The sequence below is a fragment of the Bradyrhizobium sp. JR3.5 genome (assembly GCF_054057015.1).
On sequence record NZ_JBSRYV010000002.1, the window covers coordinates 4,176,678 to 4,200,073 of the forward strand.

At 64.8% G+C, this 23,396-nt stretch carries 20 protein-coding genes and 3 pseudogenes; 19 read left to right on the forward strand and 4 right to left on the reverse strand.

Going from position 1 to position 23,396, the window contains the following annotated elements:
• Positions 1-5: 5 nt before the first annotated feature.
• Together ACVWW1_RS36850 and ACVWW1_RS36855 are read right to left on the reverse strand one after the other, a co-directional pair.
• The gene (locus ACVWW1_RS36850) at positions 6-182 is read right to left on the reverse strand and encodes a hypothetical protein (protein WP_173640895.1); all 177 of its coding nucleotides are present in this window, start codon (positions 180-182) and stop codon (positions 6-8) included.
• 180 nt (positions 183-362) lie between these two features.
• Complete coding sequence (locus ACVWW1_RS36855; protein WP_207835163.1) at positions 363-1,016, reverse strand: glutathione S-transferase family protein; 654 nt, start codon at positions 1,014-1,016, stop codon at positions 363-365.
• A 645-nt stretch (positions 1,017-1,661) separates the two neighbouring features.
• Here ACVWW1_RS36855 and ACVWW1_RS36860 point away from each other — a divergent pair.
• From ACVWW1_RS36860 to ACVWW1_RS36870, 3 genes and pseudogenes are all read left to right on the forward strand, one after another.
• Positions 1,662-2,864 (forward strand): pyridoxal phosphate-dependent aminotransferase, encoded by a 1,203-nt coding sequence (locus ACVWW1_RS36860; protein ID WP_207835164.1) that lies wholly within the window; start codon positions 1,662-1,664, stop codon positions 2,862-2,864.
• A 253-nt stretch (positions 2,865-3,117) separates the two neighbouring features.
• On the forward strand, positions 3,118-3,642 hold the full coding sequence (locus tag ACVWW1_RS36865) for a DUF992 domain-containing protein (RefSeq protein ID WP_176533482.1): 525 nt from the start codon (positions 3,118-3,120) through the stop codon (positions 3,640-3,642).
• A 260-nt stretch (positions 3,643-3,902) separates the two neighbouring features.
• A pseudogene (locus ACVWW1_RS36870) lies at positions 3,903-4,386 on the forward strand (DUF992 domain-containing protein).
• Here the strand turns inward: ACVWW1_RS36870 and ACVWW1_RS36875 are convergent.
• Positions 4,383-5,315 carry an alpha/beta fold hydrolase gene (locus ACVWW1_RS36875; RefSeq protein ID WP_456659260.1) on the reverse strand — a complete coding sequence of 311 codons (933 nt, stop codon included), beginning with the start codon at positions 5,313-5,315 and terminating at the stop codon, positions 4,383-4,385. The pseudogene ACVWW1_RS36870 and the gene ACVWW1_RS36875 overlap by 4 nt on opposite strands.
• A gap of 124 nt (positions 5,316-5,439) precedes the next feature.
• Between ACVWW1_RS36875 and ACVWW1_RS36880 the strand changes: the two genes are divergently transcribed.
• The 6 genes from ACVWW1_RS36880 to ACVWW1_RS36905 all read left to right on the forward strand — a co-directional run bounded on the left by ACVWW1_RS36880 (position 5,440) and on the right by ACVWW1_RS36905 (position 11,864).
• Positions 5,440-6,318 carry a LysR substrate-binding domain-containing protein gene (locus ACVWW1_RS36880; RefSeq protein ID WP_456659261.1) on the forward strand — a complete coding sequence of 293 codons (879 nt, stop codon included), beginning with the start codon at positions 5,440-5,442 and terminating at the stop codon, positions 6,316-6,318.
• A 197-nt stretch (positions 6,319-6,515) separates the two neighbouring features.
• On the forward strand, positions 6,516-8,564 hold the full coding sequence (locus tag ACVWW1_RS36885; RefSeq protein WP_456659262.1) for an elongation factor G: 2,049 nt from the start codon (positions 6,516-6,518) through the stop codon (positions 8,562-8,564).
• Between the two features lie 95 nt (positions 8,565-8,659).
• Entirely contained in the window at positions 8,660-9,301 is a 642-nt protein-coding gene (locus tag ACVWW1_RS36890; RefSeq protein WP_456659263.1) for a YoaK family protein, read from the forward strand.
• Between the two features lie 31 nt (positions 9,302-9,332).
• Entirely contained in the window at positions 9,333-10,199 is an 867-nt protein-coding gene (locus ACVWW1_RS36895) for a shikimate dehydrogenase (RefSeq protein ID WP_456659264.1), read from the forward strand.
• 117 nt (positions 10,200-10,316) lie between these two features.
• Positions 10,317-10,895, forward strand: coding sequence for a hypothetical protein (locus ACVWW1_RS36900; protein ID WP_456660767.1), 579 nt, complete (start codon positions 10,317-10,319; stop codon positions 10,893-10,895).
• A 360-nt stretch (positions 10,896-11,255) separates the two neighbouring features.
• Positions 11,256-11,864 (forward strand): single stranded DNA-binding domain-containing protein, encoded by a 609-nt coding sequence (locus ACVWW1_RS36905; RefSeq protein WP_176533474.1) that lies wholly within the window; start codon positions 11,256-11,258, stop codon positions 11,862-11,864.
• 174 nt (positions 11,865-12,038) lie between these two features.
• Here ACVWW1_RS36905 and ACVWW1_RS36910 read toward each other — a convergent pair whose 3' ends face one another.
• Positions 12,039-13,175: an alpha-hydroxy acid oxidase gene (locus tag ACVWW1_RS36910; RefSeq protein ID WP_176533473.1), complete on the reverse strand. Its 1,137-nt coding sequence runs from the start codon at positions 13,173-13,175 to the stop codon at positions 12,039-12,041.
• A gap of 122 nt (positions 13,176-13,297) precedes the next feature.
• Between ACVWW1_RS36910 and ACVWW1_RS36915 the strand changes: the two genes are divergently transcribed.
• The 10 genes and pseudogenes from ACVWW1_RS36915 to serA all read left to right on the forward strand — a co-directional run bounded on the left by ACVWW1_RS36915 (position 13,298) and on the right by serA (position 23,265).
• Entirely contained in the window at positions 13,298-13,471 is a 174-nt protein-coding gene (locus ACVWW1_RS36915; protein ID WP_456659265.1) for a hypothetical protein, read from the forward strand.
• Positions 13,472-13,688: 217 nt separating this feature from the next.
• On the forward strand, positions 13,689-15,035 hold the full coding sequence (gene glmM, locus ACVWW1_RS36920) for a phosphoglucosamine mutase (protein WP_456659266.1): 1,347 nt from the start codon (positions 13,689-13,691) through the stop codon (positions 15,033-15,035).
• 199 nt (positions 15,036-15,234) lie between these two features.
• On the forward strand, positions 15,235-16,494 hold the full coding sequence (locus ACVWW1_RS36925; protein ID WP_456659267.1) for an MFS transporter: 1,260 nt from the start codon (positions 15,235-15,237) through the stop codon (positions 16,492-16,494).
• Between the two features lie 300 nt (positions 16,495-16,794).
• Complete coding sequence (locus ACVWW1_RS36930; protein ID WP_176533470.1) at positions 16,795-17,643, forward strand: outer membrane protein; 849 nt, start codon at positions 16,795-16,797, stop codon at positions 17,641-17,643.
• Between the two features lie 191 nt (positions 17,644-17,834).
• On the forward strand, positions 17,835-18,686 hold the full coding sequence (locus tag ACVWW1_RS36935) for an outer membrane protein (protein ID WP_176533469.1): 852 nt from the start codon (positions 17,835-17,837) through the stop codon (positions 18,684-18,686).
• Between the two features lie 72 nt (positions 18,687-18,758).
• Positions 18,759-19,349: a glutathione S-transferase family protein gene (locus ACVWW1_RS36940; protein ID WP_456659268.1), complete on the forward strand. Its 591-nt coding sequence runs from the start codon at positions 18,759-18,761 to the stop codon at positions 19,347-19,349.
• 18 nt (positions 19,350-19,367) lie between these two features.
• Positions 19,368-19,839, forward strand: a pseudogene (locus tag ACVWW1_RS36945) (GNAT family N-acetyltransferase).
• Between the two features lie 163 nt (positions 19,840-20,002).
• A complete protein-coding gene (locus ACVWW1_RS36950) occupies positions 20,003-20,215 on the forward strand; it encodes a hypothetical protein (protein WP_176533468.1) in 213 nt (70 codons plus the stop codon).
• A gap of 78 nt (positions 20,216-20,293) precedes the next feature.
• Entirely contained in the window at positions 20,294-21,466 is a 1,173-nt protein-coding gene (locus tag ACVWW1_RS36955; RefSeq protein WP_092117395.1) for a phosphoserine transaminase, read from the forward strand.
• 208 nt (positions 21,467-21,674) lie between these two features.
• Positions 21,675-23,265, forward strand: a pseudogene (serA, locus tag ACVWW1_RS36960) (phosphoglycerate dehydrogenase).
• Positions 23,266-23,396 lie beyond the last annotated feature (131 nt).

Sequence of the window (23,396 nt, forward strand, 5' to 3'; positions counted from 1 at the left end):
CTGGATTACGCCGGGATCGATGTCGCCATACTGATGTTGCTCGCCAGCAGCGTCACCGCGACGACGAGGCACAGCGTCAGTGCGCCAAGCGCGAGCGACGCGGCGATCGCGTTGGTCAGGCGGGATGATGCCACTGGGGCAGGGCGGCCATGGAAGCCTGCCGTGCCGGACCACCGTTTCATGGTCTAAATCCCTCAGGCCGCGAGCGAATCACTCGCGACATCCGAGCGAATCTGCCCAGCGTCACCGGCAACATTGCGGCGGCGAGGTCCGTCGAAAACGGCGAAAATGCGGCCTCGGCGGGGGTCTTGCCCGTTATTTGGGCAGTTTCCCCGCTATTCCCGGAATTCAGACCCGGTCGTTCAAACGCCTGCCACAAGGCGGGCCTGGGGCTCGGCCCCGGCACCAGGCTGCCAATCCATCGAGACAAATCCGGGGGTCTGCTCAACCCGTTTCAGCCAGGCGCGGATCGACGGGAAGGTCGCCAGGTCGAAGTCGCAGCGGTCGGCGACGTGGGTGTAGCCGTAGAGGGCGATGTCGGCGACGGTGAACTGTTCGGCCGCGAAAAAGGCGTGCCCCTTGAGGTGATTTTCCATCACCTGCAGCGCCGCATAGCCGCGCTCCATCCAGTCCTCCAGTGCATGCGTCTGCAGGTCGCGCCCGCCCTTGACCAGCGACAGCCAGAAATAGGCGGCGCCGATATTCGGCTCCAGCGCGTGCTGTTCGAAGAACATCCATTGCAGCGCCTCGGCGCGCTCGATCCGCGACTCCGGCGCCAGCGGCGTGCCGATCGCGACGTACCAGAGGATGGCGTTGGACTCGGCGAGATGGCGGCCTTCGGCAACCTCGAGCAACGGCACCTGGCCGCTCGGATTCTTGGCCAGGAAGTCCGGGGTGCGGCTCTCGCCGCGCAGGATGTCGATTTCGATCGCCTCGTAGGGCGTGTTCAGCACCGCAAGCGCCAGCCGAACCTTGTAGCTGTTGCCGGAGCGCTGCATCGAATAGAGCTTGTACATTGCGTCGGGGTTCACTCGATCAGGAAGTCGGGCTGCAAGGAGACGGTACGCTTTGAGATTGCGCGGCCTGTCACACCGCAATGCCGCTAAACAATGATGCCGACAGGGGTGCGTCGCAAGCCCTGCAACGTGGAAAAAGTCGAAACGTCTACCGCACTGCACGCGTGCAGAACGATTCCATCAACACGGCAGAACAACTCGGATCACGGCTGCGCGACGCTGTGCACGGTGCCGGTCGGTGCCATCGATGCCGTGGTCGATACCTTGGCCGGCGCGCGGCAATTCACAAACGTTAACGCGCCATCCCTATCGCGCGATGTGCCCGTCGGCGGCTGCACGGGCCGTCTGCCGTCGGCACCATCAGGCAAGCGCCGCACGGCAATTGTCCTCGGAGCAATCCGCGCCGCCGCACGCGGCCGCAGGCCTTGCCGGCAAGGCTGGAGCTGCCATCAGCGGACTTGCCGGATATGAGTCATTCGGGGCCGGAACTTGCGGAATATTGCGCATGTTGCGAGCCATGCGGGAAAGTTTTCGTGCTTTACCGCCAAGCTTCTTGCGATGCAGCGGCGACAGGCCTAGGGTGCCGCGATCCCATTCAAATCAAGTCGTGGCCGAACGGCTCACGACGTTTGCCAGGAGATGATAATGGCCTTCCTGTCCGCTGCGCTCGACCGTGTGAAGCCGTCCGCGACGATCGCGGTCACGGACAAAGCACGCGCGCTGAAAGCCGCGGGCCGCAACGTCATCGGCCTCGGCGCCGGCGAGCCTGACTTCGACACGCCTGCCAACATCAAGCTGGCTGCGATCCACGCGATCGAGGCCGGCAAGACCAAGTACACCGATGTCGGCGGCATTCCGGAGCTCAAGGAAGCCATCATCAACAAGTTCTCGCGCGAGAACGGCCTGAGCTACAAGCCGAACCAGATCATCGTCGGCACCGGCGGCAAGCAGGTGCTCTACAATGCGCTGATGGCGACCATCAATCCGGGCGACGAGGTGATCATCCCGGCGCCGTATTGGGTCAGCTATCCCGAGATGGTCGCGCTCGCCGGCGGCGAGTCGGTGCCGGTGGTTTGCCCGGCCTCGACCGGCTTCAAGCTGCGCCCGGAAGATCTCGAGAAGGCGATCACGCCGAAGACCAAGTGGGTGATCCTCTGCTCGCCGTCGAACCCGACCGGCTCGGCCTATACTCGGAGCGAGCTCAAGGCGATCACCGACGTGCTGGTCAGGCATCCGCATGTCTGGGTGATGACCGACGACATGTACGAGCACCTCGTCTATGACGACTTCGTCTTCACCACCGCGGCGCAGGTCGAGCCGAGCCTGTACGATCGCACGCTGACCGTGAACGGCGTGTCGAAGGCCTACTGCATGACCGGCTGGCGCATCGGCTATGCCGGCGGCCCGGCGCAGCTGATCAAGGCGATGGCGACGATCCAGTCGCAGTCGACCTCGAACCCGTCGTCGATCGCGCAGTGGGCGTCGGTCGAGGCGCTCAACGGTCCGCAGGACTTCATCGCCGCGAACAACAAGGTGTTCAAGGAGCGTCGCGACCTCGTAGTGTCGATGCTGAACCAGGCGAACGGCATCGAGTGCCCGCGGCCGGAAGGCGCGTTCTATGTCTATCCGTCCTGCGCCGGCACGATCGGCAAGAAGGCGCCCTCGGGCAAGGTGATCGACAACGACGAGGCGTTCGTCACCGAGCTGCTCGAGAGCGAAGGCGTCGCGGTCGTGCAGGGATCGGCGTTCGGTCTCGGACCCGCGTTCCGCATCTCCTACGCCACCAAGACCTCGGATCTCGAGGATGCCTGCAAGCGCATCCAGCGCTTCTGCGGTAATCTGCGGTAATCGGTTCTGAACTGAGAAACCAAGAAACGCTCCCGCACCTGGTGCGGGAGCGTTTCTGTTTGTGCAGCGACGTCGCGTAGTCGGTCAAATCGCGGAGTCAAATCACAACGTGCTCATCTCACGCGTGTGTGCACGAACATCGATGCCACACGCTGGAAGTTTTTACGGCCTCTTTGCGAACTGCCTTGTTTTGGACACGACCCTTGCATTCTGTCCGCCGCACAAATTCAGTTCACCTTGCGGAGACAGATCAATGCGACTTTCGACTCTCACCCTTGCAGCGCTTGCGTTGCTGGCGCCGTTCGCCACCGCCAACGCGGCACCCGAGCAGGTTCAGGCCGGGGTTCTGCAATGCCAGGGCGGCGAGAACGTCGGCTTCGTCGTCGGCTCTGTTGCCCGCCTCGAGTGCGTGTTCCAGAGCGGCGGCCGCCGTCCCGAGCCTTATGTTGCGACCGTGAAGCGGATCGGCGTCGACCTCGGCGTCACCGCGACGACCCAGCTCGCCTGGGCCGTGAGCGCGCCGACAACGCAGCTTCCGCGCGGTGCGCTTGCCGGCAGCTACGGCGGCGTCGGCGTCAACGCTTCGGTCGGCCTCGGTGCCGGCGGTAACTTCCTGTTCGGGGGCCCGAACAACGCCTATGCGCTGCAGCCGATCAGCGTGCAGGGCCAGACCGGCCTCAACGTTGCGGCCGGCATCGCCGGGATCGATCTCGAGCCGGTCCGCACCGCTGGTCCGCGCCGGCATCATCGTCACCACCGCCATCATCACCACCACTAAGCCGGTCGGTGTTCGATCAAGGAGGCCCGCGAAAGCGGGCCTCTTTTTTTGCCGTCTGTCGTTTGTTGTCTGTTGCGCGACAGCTTCTGCAGGGCGCGCGGGGCAAGCATTAGCGCCACATCCTGCAACAATTGGTGGCCGGGCACCGCAAATTCTGGCTGCACAATCGATGTTGTGGCATAGGATGCGAAAGGCGCCGCAGACACGGCGCCGTTCTGTTCTCTGCTCGCGTCATGCCCCTCAGCCGGAGACTCTCCAACATGCGTCGCTTCACTCTCCTTGCCGGTGCCGCCATCGCCACGCTGACCGCAATCGTTGGCGCCAACGCCCAACAGCCGAGCCAGCGCGTTCAGGTCGGCGTCCTGGAATGCCGCGGTGGCGCGAGCGTCGGCTTCATCGTCGGCTCCGTGACCCATCTCGGTTGCGTGCTGCGCGCCAACGGCCTGCCTGAGGATCGCTACATCGCGACCATCCAGAAGGTCGGCATCGATCTCGGCATCACCCAGGAATCGGCGCTGGCCTGGGGCGTCTACGCACCGGTGGAGCGGCTCGGGCCGGGTGCCGCTCTCCGGCAATTACGCCGGCGCGCAGGGCAGCGCGACGCTCGGCGTCGGCGTCGGCGGCAATGTGCTGGTCGGCGGCTCCGACAATACGATCGCCCTGCAGCCGCTCAGCGTGCAGGGCCAGGTCGGCGTCAACATCGCCGCCGGCCTCGAGAGTCTGGAGCTGCGTCCCGGCCGCTAAAGCGCGCGTGCACCGGTCCGTAATCGGCCGAAGAAGCCGCGGGCTTCTTCGGCAACGATCCCGGGCGCCTCGGCGTGAACATAATGCCCGGTGTCGACGAACCTGATCGAAGGTTCGCTCCAGTAGTCCCCCAGCCGGTCCGACCATTCCGGCGAGATCAACGGATCACGCCGGCCCCAGAGAAAACGCGAAGGGATTTCGATGCGCGTCTGTGCCGGCAGTCTGCCTTCCAGCCAGAGCCGGCGATTGGGCGCGGACGAGAGATACCAGTCGAAGCCACCCTGGATGTTGCCCGGCTTCATGAAGTTATCGACATAGGCTTCGAGCAGGTCGCCGAATACGGCGGGATTGTCGCCCGACCAATGGTCGAGGAAATGGCGGAAGTAGAGCCGGCATGACTCGCGCGAGCTCTCGACCAGTTGCGCGGCCCATGGCAGCTGCTGGAAGTATTGATACCAGACCTCGATCAGGTGGCCGGGCTCGCCGTAGCGTTGGCCGACGCCCGGATAGGGCGTGCAGAGATAGAGCGTGCCGGTCAGCCGCCGCGGCTGACGATGCGACATCGCCTGCATGACATAGGCGCCGAGGTCGCCGCCGATCACACCGAAGCGGTCGTGACCGAGCGCGTCCATGAGCGCGAACATGTCCAGCGCGTGGCGCTCCGCCGTGGCGGACGCGTCAGGTCCCGGCACCGGCTTGCCGGTGTCGCCACAGCCGCGCAGGTCCGGCGCGATCAGCTCGAAACTGTCGCCTAGCCGCAGCATCAGCGGGCGCCACACCAGCCAGAACTCCGGCCAGCCATGGAGCAGGAGCAGCGGCGGCCCCTTGCCGAAACGCGCGACGTTGACGGACAGGCCGCCGATCTCGATCTTCTGCTGCGTGATGCCGGCCGAGGCCGCGTCCGCGAAAGCTTTTTCCAGTGCCGTCATGGCGACCTCCTGTGGTTTGCCGCAGGCTGTCCGCGTTCGCGCGTCCGGTCCAATACCCGTTCGATACGGTAGCAGAGCTATTGCGTATGGCTGCCGGCGCCGGCCGTCGTGCTATATCGCCGGCATGGAATTACGACACCTCAGATATTTCGTGGCGCTCGGCGAGGAATTGAATTTCACCCGTGCGGCCGAGCGGCTGCACATCGCACAACCGCCGCTGAGCCAGCAGATCCGCCAGCTCGAGGATGAGCTCGGCGTGACGCTGCTGCAGCGGAATAGCCGTCCTGTCAGGCTCACCGAGGCCGGCGAGCTGTTTCTTGCGCGTGCACGCGCGCTGCTCGCAAGTTTCGAGAGTGCGGTTGCCGACACGCGGCGCGTTGGGCGCGGCCAGGCCGGCAAGCTCGCAATCGGATTCGTTGGCTCCGCCATGTTTGCCGGCCTGCCCGATATCGTCGGCGCCTATCGCGATGCCTGTCCCGATGTCGAGCTCGCGCTCGACGAGATGCTGGCGGCGGAGATTGCCGAGGCGTTGCGGCGGCGCCGGATCGATGTCGGCTTCGCGCGCCCGGCGCTGTTGCCCGAAGCGGGGCTCGCCCAGCGCCTGATCCTCGATGAGCCCTATGTCGCGGCGCTACCGCGCGCGCATCCCCTCGCGGCGCGCGGCGACATTGCGCTCGCCGAACTGTCCGACGATGCCTTCGTGCTCTATCCGGCGCAGCCGGAGCCGTCGGTCACCGGCCTGATCGTCGCCGCCTGCCAGGCCGCCGGCTTCACGCCGCGGCTCGCACAGGAAGTTCTGCATCTGCAAACCGCGATCGGCCTGATCGCCGCCAGTGTCGGCGTGTCGCTCGTACCTGAAGGCGCGGCGCGCGCGCAAACCGGTCGCGGCGTGGCGTACGTTCGGCTTGCCGCGCCGATGGTGACGGCTCCGCTCACGATCGCGTGGCGCGAGGAAGATGTGTCGCCGGCCGTGCAGCGCCTGCTCGACATCGCGCAGCGCTGACGCGAGATTGCGCCGTTTAGGAACTGACGCATCGGACGCAATCGTCCGGCGAATGGTGGCGCGCAGCTCCGCTATCGCAAACTTCCGCGACGCCGCACCGCAGCGACGTTTTCCCGCTTGCCAAACGCCAAACGCAGGCAGACCATAAACGGTCGCCGACCCAATCATGGGCCGAGCTCCAACACGAGGAGGCGGCAATGGGACAAGACGTCAGAAGTCCCCGAGGTCCACGGTGCATCGCGCTGGTGGGCCCTTTCCAAAGCGGTAAAACCACACTTCTGGAAGCGATCCTGGCGCGTACTGGCGCCATCAAGACTGCCGGCAGCGTCGATGCCGGAACCTCCGTCGGCGATGCCAGCCCCGAGGCACGTCAACACAAGATGGGCGTAGGCCTGACCGCCGCGACCACCACCTTTATGGGGGACAGCTACACCTTTATCGATTGCCCCGGCTCGATCGAATTCGCGCACGACATGCGTGCCGCGTTGCCGGCGGTCGATGCCGCGGTCGTGGTCTGCGAGGCTGACGAGAAGAAGCTGCCGCAGCTGCAGATCATCCTGCGCGAGCTCGAGGAGCTCGGGATTCCCCGTTTCCTGTTCCTGAACAAGATCGACCGTGCCAACAAGCGCGTCCGCGAGACGCTTGCGACGCTGCAGCCGGCGTCGCGCGTGCCGCTGGTGCTACGCCAGATCCCGATCTGGAACGGCGATCTGATCGAAGGCTTCGTCGATCTCGCGCTGGAGCGCGCCTTCGTCTATCGCGAGCACAAGCCGTCGGAGGTGATGGCGCTGGAAGGCGGCAACCTCGATCGCGAGAAGGAAGCGCGCTTCTCGATGCTGGAAAAGCTCGCCGATCACGACGATGCGCTGATGGAGCAATTGCTGGAGGATATCCAGCCGCCGCGCGATGCGGTGTTCGACGATCTCGCGCGCGAATTGCGCGAAGGGCTGATCTGTCCGGTGCTGCTTGGTGCGGCGAGCCGCGAGAACGGCGTGCTCCGCCTGATGAAGGCGCTGCGCCACGAGGCGCCCGGCGTCACTGAGACCGCCAGCCGGCTCGGCATCAAGGACCAGAAGGACGCGCTGGCCTATGTGTTCAAGACCGTGCATCTGCAGCACGGCGGCAAGCTGTCGCTGGCGCGCGTGCTCGCAGGCCGGCTCGACGACGGCGCGACGCTGCAATCCTCGTCCGGCGAAGGCGGGCGCGTCTCCGGCATCCTCGCGGTGTCGGGTACGCATGACAGCAAGCGGCCGCAGGCGGAAGCCGGCGATGCGGTCGCGCTCGGCAAGCTCGATGCGATCAAGACCGGCGATACGGTCTCGAGCGGCAAGACGGCTCCGGCCTCGCTCGTCAAGGTCGAGCCCGTCGCGGCGGTGCTGTCGATCTCGATCGCCGCGACCGACCGCAAGGACGACGTCAAGCTCGGCCAGGCGCTGCTGCGGCTGAACGAGGAGGATCCGTCGCTGACGATGATCCAGAATCCGCGCACCCACGACACCGTGCTGTGGGGACAGGGCGAGATGCATCTGCGCGTCGCGCAGGAGCGACTGAAGGACCGCTACGGCGTCAACGTCAAATCGCATCCGCCGGCGATCGGCTATCAGGAGACCATCCGCAAGGCGGTCACCCAGCGCGGCCGGCACAAGAAGCAGTCCGGCGGCCACGGCCAGTTCGGCGACGTCGTGCTCGACATCAAGCCGAAGCCGCGCGGAAGCGGCTTCGAATTCCACGAGAAAGTGGTCGGCGGCGCGGTGCCGCGCAACTATATCGGCGCGGTGGAGGAGGGCGTCGTCGACGCGCTCGCGCGCGGCCCGCTCGGCTTCCCCGTGATCGACGTCGACGTGACGCTGACCGACGGCTCCTATCACAGCGTCGACTCGTCCGACCTTGCGTTCCGCACCGCGGCGCGGGTCGGCGTCAGCGAGGCATTGCCGCAGTGCCAGCCGGTGCTGCTGGAGCCGATCCATATGGTCGAGATCGTCTGTCCGACCGACGCGACCGCCAAGATCAACGCGATCCTGTCGGCGCGCCGCGGCCAGATCCTCGGCTTCGACACCCGCGAGGGCTGGAGCGGTTGGGACTGCGTCCGTGCCACGATGCCGGAATCCGAGATCGGCGACCTCATCGTCGAGCTGCGCTCGGCCACCGCCGGCGCCGGCACCTTCACCCGCCAGTTCGACCGCATGGCCGAAGTGACCGGCCGCGCCGCCGACCAGATCATCGCCGCGCATCGTGACGCGGCGTGAGACTGCTGCCGCGATCACGCCCCGCGTGGGCGTGATCGTTGGCAGGATGGCCGGAGGCCGCTAGCTTGTGTCCCTGATGGGGGCGCAACGACATCATGCTTGAATCCCGCCGTAACCTGGCGCTGGCCTGCGCGCTCAGCGCGCTGGCCGGCTATGTCGACGGCATCGGCTATCTGCATCTCGGCGGGCTGTTCGTGTCCTTCATGAGCGGCAACTCGACGCGGCTCGGCGTGACGCTGGCCGAGGGCCATTGGCAGCACGCTCTGGATGCGCTGGAACTGATCGTGCTGTTCGTCGCCGGCGCCGCGGCCGGCAGCCTGGTCGTGCTCGGCCGCTTCGCGTATCGCCAGCCGCTGATCCTGCTCGCCGAGGCGCTGCTGCTGGTGGCGGCGGCGTTGGCTTATGCGTATGGCTTGCCGAACACGGCGGTCGCCGCCATCGTGCTGGCGATGGGGCTCGAGAACGCCGTGTTCCAGCTTGAAGGCGGCGCCGGGCTTGGCCTCACCTATGTCACCGGGGCGCTGGTGAAGGCCGGCCAGCTGATCGCCGCCGCGCTGACCGGCGGTGCGCCCTGGGCTTGGCTGCCCAATTTGCTGCTATGGGCGGCTATGGTCGCCGGCGCGCTTGCCGGCGCACTCGCCTACCGCTGGATCAACCTCGCCGCGATCTGGTTTGCCGCGGGCACCGCGTTCGCCCTCAGCGCGCTGGTTGCCGCAATCGCGAAGCGGACGGATTGACAGCGCGCCTGCCTTGGCCGATGTCACGGCCATGACATCCCAAGGCAACACCCAAAGCAATACCCAAGGCAAAACCCGCGCCGCGTGCCTGATCGGCTGGCCGGCGGCGCATTCCCGCTCGCCGCTGATCCATCATTACTGGTTGCGCACGCTCGGCATCGAGGGCGGCTATGTGATCGAGGCGGTGCCGCCGGAGGATTTCAAGGATTTCCTGTTCCGCCTGTCGCTGCGCGGCTTCGTCGGCGCCAACGTCACCCTTCCGCACAAGGAGCGCGCGCTCGCGCTGTCGGCTCCGGATGAGCGCGCCCGCGCCGTCGGCGCCGCCAACACATTGTGGTTCGCCGATGGCGAGTTGCGCTCGACCAACACCGATGTCGAAGGCTTCATCAACAATCTCGACGCCCGCGCGCCCGGCTGGGACAACACGGAAGACGCGCTGGTGCTCGGCGCCGGCGGCGCGGCGCGTGCGGTGGTGTTCGGCCTGATCGAGCGCGGGATTGCGCGCGTGCATCTGGTCAACCGCACCATCGACCGCGCCCGCGCGTTGGCCGATCAGTTCGGCGCGCGCGTTCGTCCTGCGACGTGGGACACGGTCGGCGAGCTGCTGCCGCGCGCGGGCCTGCTCGTGAACACGACGTCCCTCGGCATGCATGGCCAGCCCGCGCTCGAGATCAATGTGGGGCTGTTGCCGCAGGGCGCGGTTGTTTCCGATCTTGTCTATGTGCCGCTGGTGACGCCGTTGCTTGCAGCGGCCGCGGCGCGGGGGCTGAAGACCGCCGACGGGCTCGGCATGCTGCTGCATCAGGCCGTGCGCGGTTTCGAGCTGTGGTTCGGCCAGCGCCCACACGTCACGCCGGAACTGCGTGCGCTTGTCGAAGCCGATCTCACAAAGACTTGAGGCGTGGAATAGCGTCTCCGGAACGGGGTCTCGTGTTAGTCCCCCCGCGTTCCCTCCCGGAGATCAATGATGCCTGCCAGCCGTTCCCATTTCATTCGTCCGTTCATTGCGCTCACGATGGTGACGGCATCCACGCTTTACGCGCTTGCGCAGCAGCCGCCGACGCCGACACGGGTGCGTGGAACCGTCGAGAGCGTCGATGGCGATACGCTGGCGGTGAAGTCGCGCAGCGGCGAGGACGTCAAGCTGCACATGGCAGGCCATATGGTGGTGCTCGGCCTCACCAAGGTCGCGCTGTCCGACATCAAGGTCGGTTCCTTCATCGGTACGACCACGGTGCCGGGGCCCAACGGCGTGCCGAAGGCGGTCGAGGTGCATGTCTTCCCCGAAAACATGCGCGGCACCGGGGAAGGCTCGCGGCCGTATGATCTGAAGCCGAACAGCAGCATGACCAACGCCACCGTCGCGGAATCCGTCGTCGGCAATGACGGTCATACATTGCTGGTCAAGTACAAGGACGGCGAGAAGAAGGTGCAGGTCACGCCCGACACGCCGGTCGTGACCTATGTTCCCGGCGACAAGGCGGACCTGAAGGCCGGCGCCAAGGTCATTGCCTTCATGAAGAAGCTGCCCGACGGCTCGCTCGAAACCGACCGCGTCAGCGTCGGCCGCGATGGCCTCACCCCGCCGATGTGACCCGAACGCCAGTCTCTCAACACGTCGTCCCGGCCTTGCGCAATTGCGCACGGGAGCCGGAACCCATAACCAGCGATGACAATTGTTGAGAAGAGCTGGGGCCACAGCGTGCAAAATCTCGCAGCGTCGTGGTTATGGATCCCGGGTCGCGCTTCGCTTGCCGGGGACGATGAAGACTGTCCGGCCACGGCGGTCGTGCACACGCACGCGCATCACCTGTCCGTTATCGCAGTAACAGCATCCTCATCCGGTCCGTAGTTGTCGTGCGCGCCACCTTCCCGCGAAGGGGAGGTGGCCGCACGGAATACCTTCAACTCCCCGGTGTTCCCTGATTCGCCAGCCAAACCCATGAGGGACACCATGCCGAAATCGACGCTGTTCGCCGCATTGCTTCTCGCTGCCTTCACCTCGGCCGCATCGGCGCAGCAGCCGCCGACGGTGCGCATCCGCGGCACCATCGAAGCCGTCGACGGCGCAATGCTGTCGATCAAGTCGCGCGACGGCGACGATATGAAGGTGCGCACGACCGACAACGTCGCGGTGTTCGGTGTCGCCAAGACCGATTTGTCGGAGATCAAGCCCGGTTCCTATATCGGCGTCACTGCGATGCCGGAGCCTGACGGAACGCAGAAGGCGATCGCGGTTCACATCTTCCCGGAAAACCAGCGCGGCGCCGCGGAAGGCTTCCGTCCCTGGGATCTGCGCGCCAACTCGACCATGACCAACGCCACCGTCGCCGAGACGGTGGAGGGCACCGACGGCCAGAACATCCTGGTGAAATACAAGGACGGTGAGAAGAAGGTCGTGGTGCCGCCGGGGACCCCGATCGTCACCTTCGTCTCGGGCGACAAGTCGGAGCTGAAGCCGGGCGCCAAGATCATCATCTTCGGTGCGGTGAAGAAAGACGACGGCACGCTGGAAGCCAACCGCGTCAACGTCGGCCGCGACGGCATCGCACCGCCGATGTGACGTGAGGCGAAGCTCTTTCAACACGTCGTCCCGGCGAAAGCCGGGACCCATAACCACCGATCATCATTGTTGAACAGTGTTGTAGCCACAGCCGTTCCAAATCTCGCAGGGCTGTGGTTACGGGTCCCGGGTCGCGCTTCGCTTGCCCGGGACGACGGGCAGTGTGTAGCCGCGCTAAACCGCCAGCACCTTGTCGTCGATCTCGGCGATGGTGTTGACGCCGCACAGCCCCATCGTGGTGGTGAGCTCCTTGCCGAGGATGTCGAGCGCCTTGGCGACGCCTTCCTGGCCGCCGGCGCCGAGGCCGTAGGCATAGGCGCGGCCGATCATGCAGGACTTCGCGCCGAGCGCGAGCGCGCGCATGATGTCCATGCCGGTGCGGATGCCGCCGTCGAACATGATCTCGAGCTTCGAGCCGACCTCGTCGACGATCTCCGGCAGCACCTCGATCGAGGACGGCGCGCCGTCAAGCTGGCGGCCGCCATGGTTGGAGACAACGATCGCCTGCGCGCCGGTCTTGGCGGCGAGCTCGGCGTCCTCGACATCGAGAATCCCTTTAAGGATCAGCTTGCCCGGCCAGATGCTGCGGATCCAGTCGATGTCCTTCCAGTTCAGCGTGGTGTCGAACTGCGAGGCGGTCCACTCCGACAGCTTGGTGAGATCCTCAGTGCCTTTGACGTGACCGACGATGTTGCCGAAGCTGCGGCGCTTGCCGCGCAGCACGCCGGCGACCCATGACGGCTTGCTCGCGAAGTCGATCAGCTTCGACAGCGACCATTCCGGCGGCACCGTCATGCCGTTCTTGATGTCCTGGTGGCGCTGGCCGATCACCTGCAGGTCGACGGTCAATACCAGCGCCGAGCATTTCGCCGCGATCGCACGCTCGATCAGCGACTTGATGAAGCCGCGGTCCTTCATGACGTAGAGCTGGAACCAGAACGGCTTGTCGACACTGGCCGCGATGTCCTCGATCGAGCAGATCGACATCGTGCTCTGGGTGAACGGGATGCCGGCCGCTTGCGCCGCGCGGCAGGCGTAGATCTCGCCGTCGCCATGCTGCATGCCGAGCAGGCCGACCGGCGCCAGGATCAGCGGCATCGCCGAGGGCTCGCCGAGGATCGTGGTCGCCAGGCTGCGCTTGGACACATCGACCAGGATGCGCTGGCGGAACTTGATCTGCTGCAGGTCCTCGGAGTTGGCGCGCAGCGTGTCCTCGGTGTAGGAGCCGCGGTCCGCATAATCGAAAAACGCCTTCGGCACCCGGCGCTTGTGCAGCTGGCGCAGATCTTCGATGCAGGTAATGTGCTTCATGGACGTTCCCGGCCCTCTTCTCGGTCGCAAGTTCGATGCAGACGTCTTGCGGATGTTCGGTCTTGCCGTCATCTAGCATGGTTGGATGGCACGCCAAATCTGAAGACGGATGGGAGAGCACGATGACGCAATCAGGCTCCAAGCCGAAGCCAGACGAGAATGCCGAAAAGCGCCAGCTCGACGAGGCCCTGGAAGAGGGCCTGGAGGAGACGTTTCCCGGTTCCGACCCCGTCAATGTCACCCAGCCGGCCCCCAGCAAGGGCGATCAGCACGTCAAGCGATGCGGCAAGAGGTAGGGGACAGCACCCGTTCCCGGGGATTGCCTGAAGGGCCATAATGTTATACTTTTCAGCACCTTAATGCCGAAAAACGCGGTTCGGCCGCGGTAATGATTCATCATATTTTTTGAAGTCCTTTTAGCGCCTGGCAGTCTATAAGGCCGATGCACGCTACACTGGTAGGCGTTCAGGACTCTCTCGCCGGGTGGTTCGAGAGGTCCGTGTTGGGGGTATCATGAGCCGCAAATATTTCGGGACCGATGGAATTCGGGGCCGCGCCAATGGGCTGATCACGCCGGAGCTCGCGCTCAAGGTGGGGCAGGCCGCAGGGTTGGTGTTTCAGCGTGGCGACCATCGCCATCGCGTCGTGATCGGCAAGGACACGCGGCTGTCCGGCTACATGATCGAATACGCCATGGTCGCAGGCTTCACCTCGGTCGGCATGGACGTGCTGCTGGTCGGCCCGATGCCGACGCCGGCGATCGCGATGCTGACCAAGTCGATGCGCGCCGATCTCGGCGTCATGATCTCGGCGTCGCATAATCTTTTCGAGGACAACGGCATCAAGCTGTTCGGCCCGCAGGGCTTCAAGCTCTCCGACGACGTCGAGAAGCAGATCGAGCAGCTGCTCGACGAATCGCTCGACCGCCGCCTGGCGCAGAGCGCGAGCCTCGGCCGCGCCCGCCGCATCGACGGCGTCCATGACCGCTACATCGAATTCGCCAAGCGCACCTTGCCGCGCGACCTCTCGCTCGACGGCCTGCGCGTCGTGGTCGATTGCGCCAACGGCGCCGCCTACAGGGTGGTGCCGGAAGCGCTGTGGGAGCTCGGCGCCGATGTGGTGCCGATTGGGGTCGAACCCGACGGCTTCAACATCAACAAGGAATGCGGCTCGACCTCGCCGGAAGCGCTGTCGCGGAAGGTGCGCGAGATGCGCGCCGACATCGGCATCGCGCTCGATGGCGATGCCGATCGCGTCATCCTGGTCGACGAGCGTGGCCACATCGTCGACGGCGACCAGCTGCTCGCGGTGATCGCGCAGAGCTGGAAGGAAGAGGGGCGTCTCGCCAAGCCCGGCATCGTCACGACCGTGATGTCCAATCTCGGGCTGGAGCGCTTCCTGCAGGGCCACGGTATTTCGATGGTTCGCACCCCGGTCGGCGACCGCTACGTGCTCGAGCAGATGCTGAGCGGCGGCTACAATCTCGGCGGCGAGCCGTCGGGCCATATCATCATGTCGGACTATTCGACCACCGGCGACGGCTTTGTCGCCGCGTTGCAGGTGCTGGCCGTGGTGCAGAAGCTGCGCCGCCCGGTGTCGGAGATCTGCCGGCGGTTTGATCCGTTGCCGCAAATCCTGAAGAACGTGCGCTATCGCAGCGGCAAGCCGCTCGACGACGCCGAGGTCAAGTCCGCGATCACTGACGGCGAGAAGCGCCTCAACGGCCATGGCCGCCTGCTGATCCGCCCCTCCGGCACCGAGCCGGTGATCCGCGTCATGGGCGAGGGCGACGATCGCATCCTGGTGGAAGAGGTCGTCGACAACATCGTCAGCGCGCTCGGCCACGCGGCCGCGGCGTAAGGCTGCTGTTTCCAATCTCGCATCTGCCGGTCCCGTCATCCCCGCGCAAAGGCGAAGCCTTTGCGCGGGGATGACGGGGATTGAGCTCAATTGCTGACTGCACAGCGCATCGCTGCCATCGGCTAGTGCAACTGGTCCACTTCACCTCCGCGTCGTACGACACGGAGGTATTTTTGCGAATCTGTCTGGGAATGCTGCATTGAACAAGCCCGTCGTAAGCCAACGGGCACTGGGCGAACCGGTGCCGGTGCCGGAGTTGACGACCGCGCGGGCCGCGAAGGCGGCCGCCGCTGCGGGGCCGGCCTATGTCGTGCTCGCCGGCATCAGCTTCTCGCACTTCCTCAACGACACGATGCAGTCGCTGATCGCCTCGGTCTATCCGATCCTGAAGGACAATTATGCGCTCGACTTCGCGCAGATCGGCATGATCACGCTGGCGTTCCAGTTCACGGCCTCGCTGCTGCAGCCGCTGGTCGGGCATTTCACCGACAAGAAGGCGCAGCCGTTCTCCCTTGCGATCGGCATGGGCTTCACCTTCTTCGGACTGCTCTTGCTCAGCGTCGCGCACTCCTACGGAATCATCCTGGTCGCGGCGTCGCTGGTCGGTCTCGGCTCTGCGGTGTTCCACCCGGAATCCTCGCGCATCGCGCGGCTGGCTTCGGGCGGACGTTATGGTTTCGCGCAGTCGGTGTTCCAGCTCGGCGGAAGCTTTGGCACCTCGATGGGACCGGTGCTCGCCGCTTTGATCGTGGTGCCGTTCGGCCAGCCCTCGATCGCCTGGTTCTCCTCGATCGCGTTCCTCGCCATCATGATCCTCTGGCGCATCGGCGCCTGGTACAAGCCGCAGATCGCAGGCAAGAAGGCCGTCACCATCGCGCGGCATCCCGACCATCCGGACCAGCGGCGCGTGATGCTTGCGCTCGTCGTGCTGGTCGCGCTGCTGTTCTCCAAGCAGCTCTATGTCTCAAGCCTGTCGAGCTATTACATCTTCTATTTGATCGACCGGTTCGGCGTCTCGACGCAGGCGGCGCAGCTCTATCTGTTCATCTTCCTGGCGGCGAATGCCGCCGGCGCGTTCATCGGCGGGCCGCTCGGCGACCGCTTCGGCCGCAAATACGTGATCTGGTTCTCGATCCTCGGCGCGCTGCCGTTCACGCTGGCGCTGCCTTATGCCGGCCTGTTCGCAAGCGCCGTGCTGACGGTCGTGATCGGCCTGATCATTTCGTCGGCGACGTCGGCGATCATCGTGTTCGCGCAGGAATTGATGCCGCATCGCCTCGGCATGATCTCCGGCGTGTTCTTCGGCGTCGCCTTCGGCATCGGCGGTCTCGGCGCCGCGGTGCTTGGCAAGCTCGCGGACCACACCTCGATCGCCTTCGTCTATCAGCTGTGCGCATTCCTGCCGGCGATCGGCCTGCTCGCGGTGTTCCTGCCGAAGATGCCGAAGGCCGTTCGCTGAACGTCCGCGGCGAGGGCGCCGCTCCGCATTAAGCATTCGCTAACACTCATGGCTTGCGTGCGCGGCAAACCCTGCACCTGCGTCAACGCTTCATTAGCACCTGTGGCGAGATCGCCATCTTTCGCCACCGCACTCGCGCTTTTATGGACCCATAAGCAACAGTCGCAGCAAAAGGTGAGAGAAAATCAACCTTAAAAATTAGGGTTAAGTGCCGCTTAAACATTTGCTGGCATCGTCCCGCCCGTGAGTTTCAGACGTGGGGCTTTCGTGTCGCCTCACTGGCCCAAAAGGACGAAGCCAATGCGTAGCGTAACGACCCTGATTGCCGCAGGCGCGGCATCCCTGCTGTCCTCGGTGGCGTTCGCTGCCGACATGCCGATCATGCCGCCCCCGATGGCGTATGCTCCTCCGCCGGTCCAGGATTTCGGCGGCTGGTATCTGCGCGGCGACATCGGCATGACCAACACCCAGGCCAAGCTGCACGCCAATGCCTACGACACGCTGCCGCCCGGCACTGCGTTCAGTCAGTTCGGCACCGGCTTCGACAGCGGCATGCTGTTCGGCGTCGGCGTCGGCTATCAGTTCAACAGCTGGTTCCGTGCCGACATCACCGGTGAATATCGCTCGAAGGTGAGCTTCAACGGCACCGACTTCTTCACGTTCCCCGGGCCGAGCTCGCTGGGCGACACCTATCATGGCGGGGTCCAGAGCTGGGTCGGCCTCGTGAACGTCTACGCCGATCTCGGCACCTGGGGTTGCTTGACCCCGTTCATCGGCGCCGGTGTCGGTGCCGCGACGATCAAGACCTCGGCCTTCTCCGACGTCGCCACGTTCCCGAGCGGGTCCGGCCTGACCAGTTCCTTCGTCGCCGACGGCGCCACCAAGACCAACCTCGCCTGGGCGCTGCATGCCGGTGTCGCCTACAAGGTCACCAACAACTTCACGGTTGAACTGGCCTACCGCTACCTCGACATGGGCACCGCCGGCCACGGCCAGGGTCACTTCTTCGACGGCACGCCGGCCGGCCCCTCGAGCTTCCAGTTCCGCGACATGACCTCGCAGGACGTGAAGCTCGGCGTGCGCTTCGCCTTGCCCTGCTGCGACGTGCTGCCCCCGCCGCCGCCGCCCCCGCTGATCCGCAAGGGCTAATTTGAGGGTTAATTTCGAGCCTTCACGGTTAACGATTGAAACGGCGCGGGATCATCCCGCGCCGTTTTCTTTGCCGTGTCATGTCGCGAGCTTCTGCAACTTGAGTGGTCGAAAGCTCGCGATGACAACGATTGGTTAAGGTTAACAGGCGATGATCAACGCGCATTCGGTGAGTGGGATGGAGCGTTGCAATGCGTAGGTTCTTGCTGGCGGCGATGATGTTCGGGGCGGTGACCGGCGCACAGGCGGCCGACATGCCTGATTTTCTTCGCGGCAGTCTTCCCGCTTCCAGCGCGCCAACCCGGAACTGGGACGGCTGGTATGTCGGCGGTCAGGCCGGCCAGACATGGATCAACACCGACTTCGGGGGCAGCGTTGCTTCCCTCACCAATTCCATCTTCCGCAACACCACGCTGCAGGGGCCGACGTCCCAGTTCAATCTGCTGGGCCGGGTCAACGCGCAAAGCTCGGGCTTCGGAGCATTTGTCGGACGCAACTATCAGTTTGACGACGTCGTGGTGGGTGTCGAGGCGAACTATACCTATTGGTCCGGCCTTACGACAACGACCTCCGGAAGTCTGGGTCCGATTCAAGTCGCTCAGCCAAACTTGGTCTTGCCGGCCGGCGCCACTGCCGCGGACGGCGTGACGTTGAACGGAAGCGCGTCGCTGAAGCTCAAGGATGAGATGACATTCCGCGGCCGCGCAGGTTGGGCAACCGGTGACTTTCTGCCCTACGTCTTCGGCGGCCTTGCAGTCGGCCGAATGGATGTTTCGCGCACGGTCACAAGCTCCGTGAACCGAACGATCAACTTTGCTGACGGAAGTTCGACCACCTTTGCACTCCCGCAGTTTGCCCAAACCGCGACAGATGCGAAAACAGACGCCTACGTTGCCGGCTGGACCGCTGGTCTCGGCCTTGAATACATGCTGTGGAATTGTGTTTTCGTGCGCGGCGAGTGGGAATACGTCAAGTTCAGCCCGGTCAAGAACACGTCGGTCACGCAGAACAGCGTACGTGCCGCCATCGGCTACAAGTTCTGACACACGCCGCTTCGGCTTGACACCGCAAACTGCGGCTGATCGGATGTTGCCCCGCAAGCGGAGCGACCTCAGATGAAAATCTACGGCGACGCCAACTCGGGCAATTGCCTGAAGGTGAAATGGGTGTGCGACAAACTGGCGTTGCCGTACACATGGGTCGAGATCGACACCATGAAGGGCGGCAGCCGGACAGCGGAATTCCTCAAGCTGAACGGTTGGGGTCAGGTGCCGACGGTCGAGCTGGATGACGGCCGCACGCTCGCGCAATCCAATGCCATCATTCGCTATCTCGCGCGCGGCAGCGATCTGATCCCCGGCGATCCCTATCGCGCGGCGCAGATGGATGCCTGGATGTTCTGGGAGCAGAACAGCCACGAGCCCTATGTCGCCGTCTGCCGCTTTCAGACCGTGTATCTCGGCAAGGCCGTGTCGGAGATCGATCCGAATCTCATCAAGCGCGGCTATGGGGCGCTCGATCAGCTGGAGCGGCATCTTGCCAGTACGAAATTCCTGGTCGGCGATGCGTTCTCGCTCGCCGACGTCTCGCTGCTGGCCTATACGCGCGTTGCGGAGGATGGCGGCCTCGCGCTCGAACGCTATCCCATGATCCGCCGCTGGATCGCCAACGCGGAGCATGTGCTCGCTCTGCCGCCGGTCCGCTGATCTCGGGTAAACCTCGCCATGCGTGAAGCTTCATCGATCACGATCCGCCGCGCCCGCCGCGAGGATGTCGCCGCCATCGTCGGCATGCTGGCGGACGATCCGCTCGGCAGTGCGCGCGAACGGATCGCGGATCCGCTGCCGCAAAGCTATTACGACGGCTTCGCGCGGGTCGAGCGTGATCCCAATTTGCAGCTTGTCGTCGCCGTCGACGGGGAGGGCGCCGTCGTCGGCTGCCTGCAGCTTGCGGTGCTGCCGGGTATCAGCTCGCAGGGCTCTTCGCGCGGCCTGCTCGAGGACGTCCGCGTCGCAACACACTGCCGCAGCCGCGGCATCGGTGAGCAGCTCGTGCAGTAGGGCGGTCGCGGAGGCGCGTGCGCAAGGCTGCATGCTCGTAGAGTTGCTGACGCATCACACGCGCGTCGATGCGCAGCGCTTCTATGAGCGGCTCGGATTTGCGCGCAGCCATGTCGGCATGACGCTGCGCTTCTGACCTGCGCGAGTTGTGCCGCACACAAGGCAATGCCTGCGGTAGCCGCTGCTGCGCTATCCGGTTAACAGCCAATAAACTAAGCCGGTCTCCGTGAATTTACGGGTCGGAACGAGTCCGGTATGTCGGACGTCTCCCACGGGGCGGCGGGCGACTGGGGATTTGGATGTCGGATTATTCGATCGTGCGGGTCGGCAACGAGTACATCGTGCAGGCCGGCGATAAGAGCATTTTGAAAATATCGAGCCGGCGCAAGGCAGTTAAGATCATGACTCTCGCGGCGGATTTGCTCGATCAGGAGACGATGCAGCAGGTCGAGGACGCTCCATCAATCAGCCGTGATCCCCCGGCTGTCCCGGAAAAGTCGGAACTTCCTTGACGTTTTGGTGCCCTTCCACTATTTCCGACGGCGGGAAACCTCTCCCCACCGAGAGGCAGCTATCTGGAAGGGTAGATGATGACTGCAGCGAAGCCCGCTTCGCGGCCCAATGTGCCGCATTTCTCCTCCGGCCCCTGCGCCAAGCGCCCCGGCTGGAACCCCAACAATCTCAAGGACGCCGCCCTCGGCCGCTCGCATCGTGCGAAGGTCGGCAAGGCCAAGCTCAAGCTCGCGATCGAACTGACGCGCGAAGTGCTCGAGGTGCCTGCGGACTACAAGATCGGCATCGTGCCGGCGTCGGACACCGGCGCGGTCGAGATGGCGCTGTGGTCGCTGCTCGGCGCGCGGCCCGTCACCACGCTCGCCTGGGAATCCTTCGGCGAGGGCTGGGTCAGCGACATCGTCAAGGAACTGAAGCTGAAGGACGTCACCAAGCTGAACGCGGCTTACGGTGAAATCCCCGATCTCGCCAAGGTCGATCCCGCGTCCGACGTCGTCTTCACCTGGAACGGCACCACTTCCGGCGTGCGCGTGCCGAACGCTGACTGGATCAGCGCAACCCGTGAAGGCCTCACGATTTGCGACGCGACCTCGGCCGCCTTCGCGCAGCCGCTCGATTTCGCCAAGCTCGATGTCGTCACCTTCTCCTGGCAGAAGGCGCTCGGCGGCGAAGCCGCGCACGGCATGCTGATCCTGTCGCCGCGCGCGGTGGAGCGGCTCGAGACCTACAAGCCGGCCTGGCCGCTGCCGAAGATCTTCCGCCTCACCAAGGGCGGCAAGCTCAACCAGGGCATCTTCGAAGGCGAGACCATCAACACGCCGTCGATGCTCTGCGTCGAGGATTATCTCGATGCGCTGAACTGGGCGAAGTCGATCGGCGGCCTGAAGGCGCTGATCGCGCGCGCCGACGCCAACACCAAGGCGCTCGCCGACTGGAAAGCGCGGACGCCCTGGATCGACTTCCTGGCCAAGGACCCCGCGATCCGCTCCAACACCTCGGTGTGCCTGAAGTTCACCGATCCCGCGATCACGTCGCTTCCATCAGACGCCCAGGCCGACTTCTGCAAGAAGCTGGTCGCGCTGGTCGAGAAGGAGAACGCCGGTTTCGACTTCGCGTATTACCGCGATGCGCCGGCCGGCCTGCGGATCTGGTGCGGCGCCACCGTCGAAGCCAAGGACGTCGAGCTGCTGACGCAGTGGATCGACTGGGCCTTCGCCGAAACCAAGGCAGCGCTGCCCAAGGCGGCCTAAGCTTTCTCTTGTCACCTCTCCCCGTTCTTACGGGGAGAGGTCGGATTGCGCAGCGATCCGGGTGAGGGGCCTTTTCGGCTTGTTCCTCGCCCGTGGCTGCCCTCACCCCAACCCTCTCCCCGCAAGAGCGGGGAGAGGGAGAAGTGATCAGAGACTTCACCACATTGGTCCAAGAGACCCGCCCGCTGCAGGGCAGAGGAACAGTCACATGACAAAACCCAAGGTTCTGATTTCCGAACGCGCTGTCCCCCGCCGCCGTGCAGATCTTCAAGGATCGCGGCGTTGAGGTCGATTTCCAGCCCAACCTCGGCAAGGACAAGGACAAGCTCGCCGAGATCATCGGCAATTATGATGGCCTTGCGATTCGCTCGGCCACCAAGGCGACCGCCAAGATCATCGAGAAGGCGACGAAGCTGAAGGTGATCGGCCGCGCCGGCATCGGCGTCGACAATGTCGAGATTCCGGCCGCGACCGCCAAGGGCATCATCGTGATGAACACGCCGTTCGGCAATTCGATCACGACCGCCGAGCATGCCATCACCTTGATGCTGGCGCTGGCGCGCGAGATCCCGCAAGCCGACGCCTCGACCCAGGCCGGCAAGTGGGAGAAGAACCGCTTCATGGGCGTCGAGATCACCGCCAAGACGTTAGGGGTGATCGGCTGCGGCAATATCGGCTCGATCGTCGCCGACCGCGCGCTCGGCCTGCGCATGAAGGTGATCGCGTTCGATCCGTTCCTGTCGCCGGAGCGCGCCAAGGACATCGGCGTCGAGAAGGTCGAGCTCGACGATCTCTTGAAGCGCGCCGATTTCATCACGCTGCACACGCCGCTGACCGAGAAGACCCGCAACGTCATCGACGCGGCCGCGATCGCCAAGATGAAGAAGGGCGTGCGCGTCATCAACTGCGCCCGTGGCGGCCTGGTCGACGAGCAGGCGCTGGTCGATGCGCTGAATTCCAAGCACGTCGCGGGCGCCGCCTTCGACGTGTTCGTCGAGGAACCAGCGACCTCGAACGTGCTGTTCGGCCATCCCAACGTGATCTGCACCCCGCATCTCGGCGCCTCCACCACCGAAGCGCAGGAGAACGTCGCGCTGCAGGTCGCCGAGCAGATGTCGGACTATCTGCTGTCGGGCGCGATCTCGAACGCGGTCAACTTCCCATCGATCACAGCGGAAGAGGCGCCGAAGCTGAAGCCGTTCATCGAACTCGCCGAGAAGCTCGGCTCGTTCGCCGGCCAGCTCACCGAGAGCGGTATCCTCAAGACCACGATCACCTATGAGGGCCACGTCGCCGAGATGAAGATCAAGGCCATCACCTCGGCGGTGCTGTCCGGCCTGCTGCGGCCGATGCTGGGCGAGGTCAACGTGGTGTCGGCGCCTGTCGTCGCCAAGGAGCGCGGCATGGTGGTGGACGAGGTCGTCCGCGCCGCGCAGAGCGACTATGAAAGCCTGATCACGGTCACCGTCACCACCGAGCGCCAGGAGCGCTCGGTGTCCGGCACCGTCTATGCCGACGGCAAGCCGCGCCTCGTCGACATCAAGGGCATCCGCGTCGACGCCGAGTTCGGCAAGTCGATGATCTACGTGACCAACGAGGACAAGCCGGGCTTCATCGGCGCGTTCGCGAGCCTCTTGGGTGATGCCAAGATCAACATCGCCACCTTCCATCTTGGCCGCGTCAAGCAGGGCGGCGACGCCATCGCGCTGGTCGAGGTCGACGGTGCGGTGCCGGCGGATCTGCTCGCCAAGGTGCAGTCGCTGCCGCAGGTGAAGCAGGCCAAGGCGCTCACCTTCTAAGAGGCGCTGACGTTCTAGTTTTTGCGATCGGCGGTTTGGCCGCACACTCGCTTCACCTCTCCCGCTTGCGGGGGAGGTCGGATCGCATCGATAGATGCGATCCGGGTGGGGGCTCTCTCCTCACGAAGACT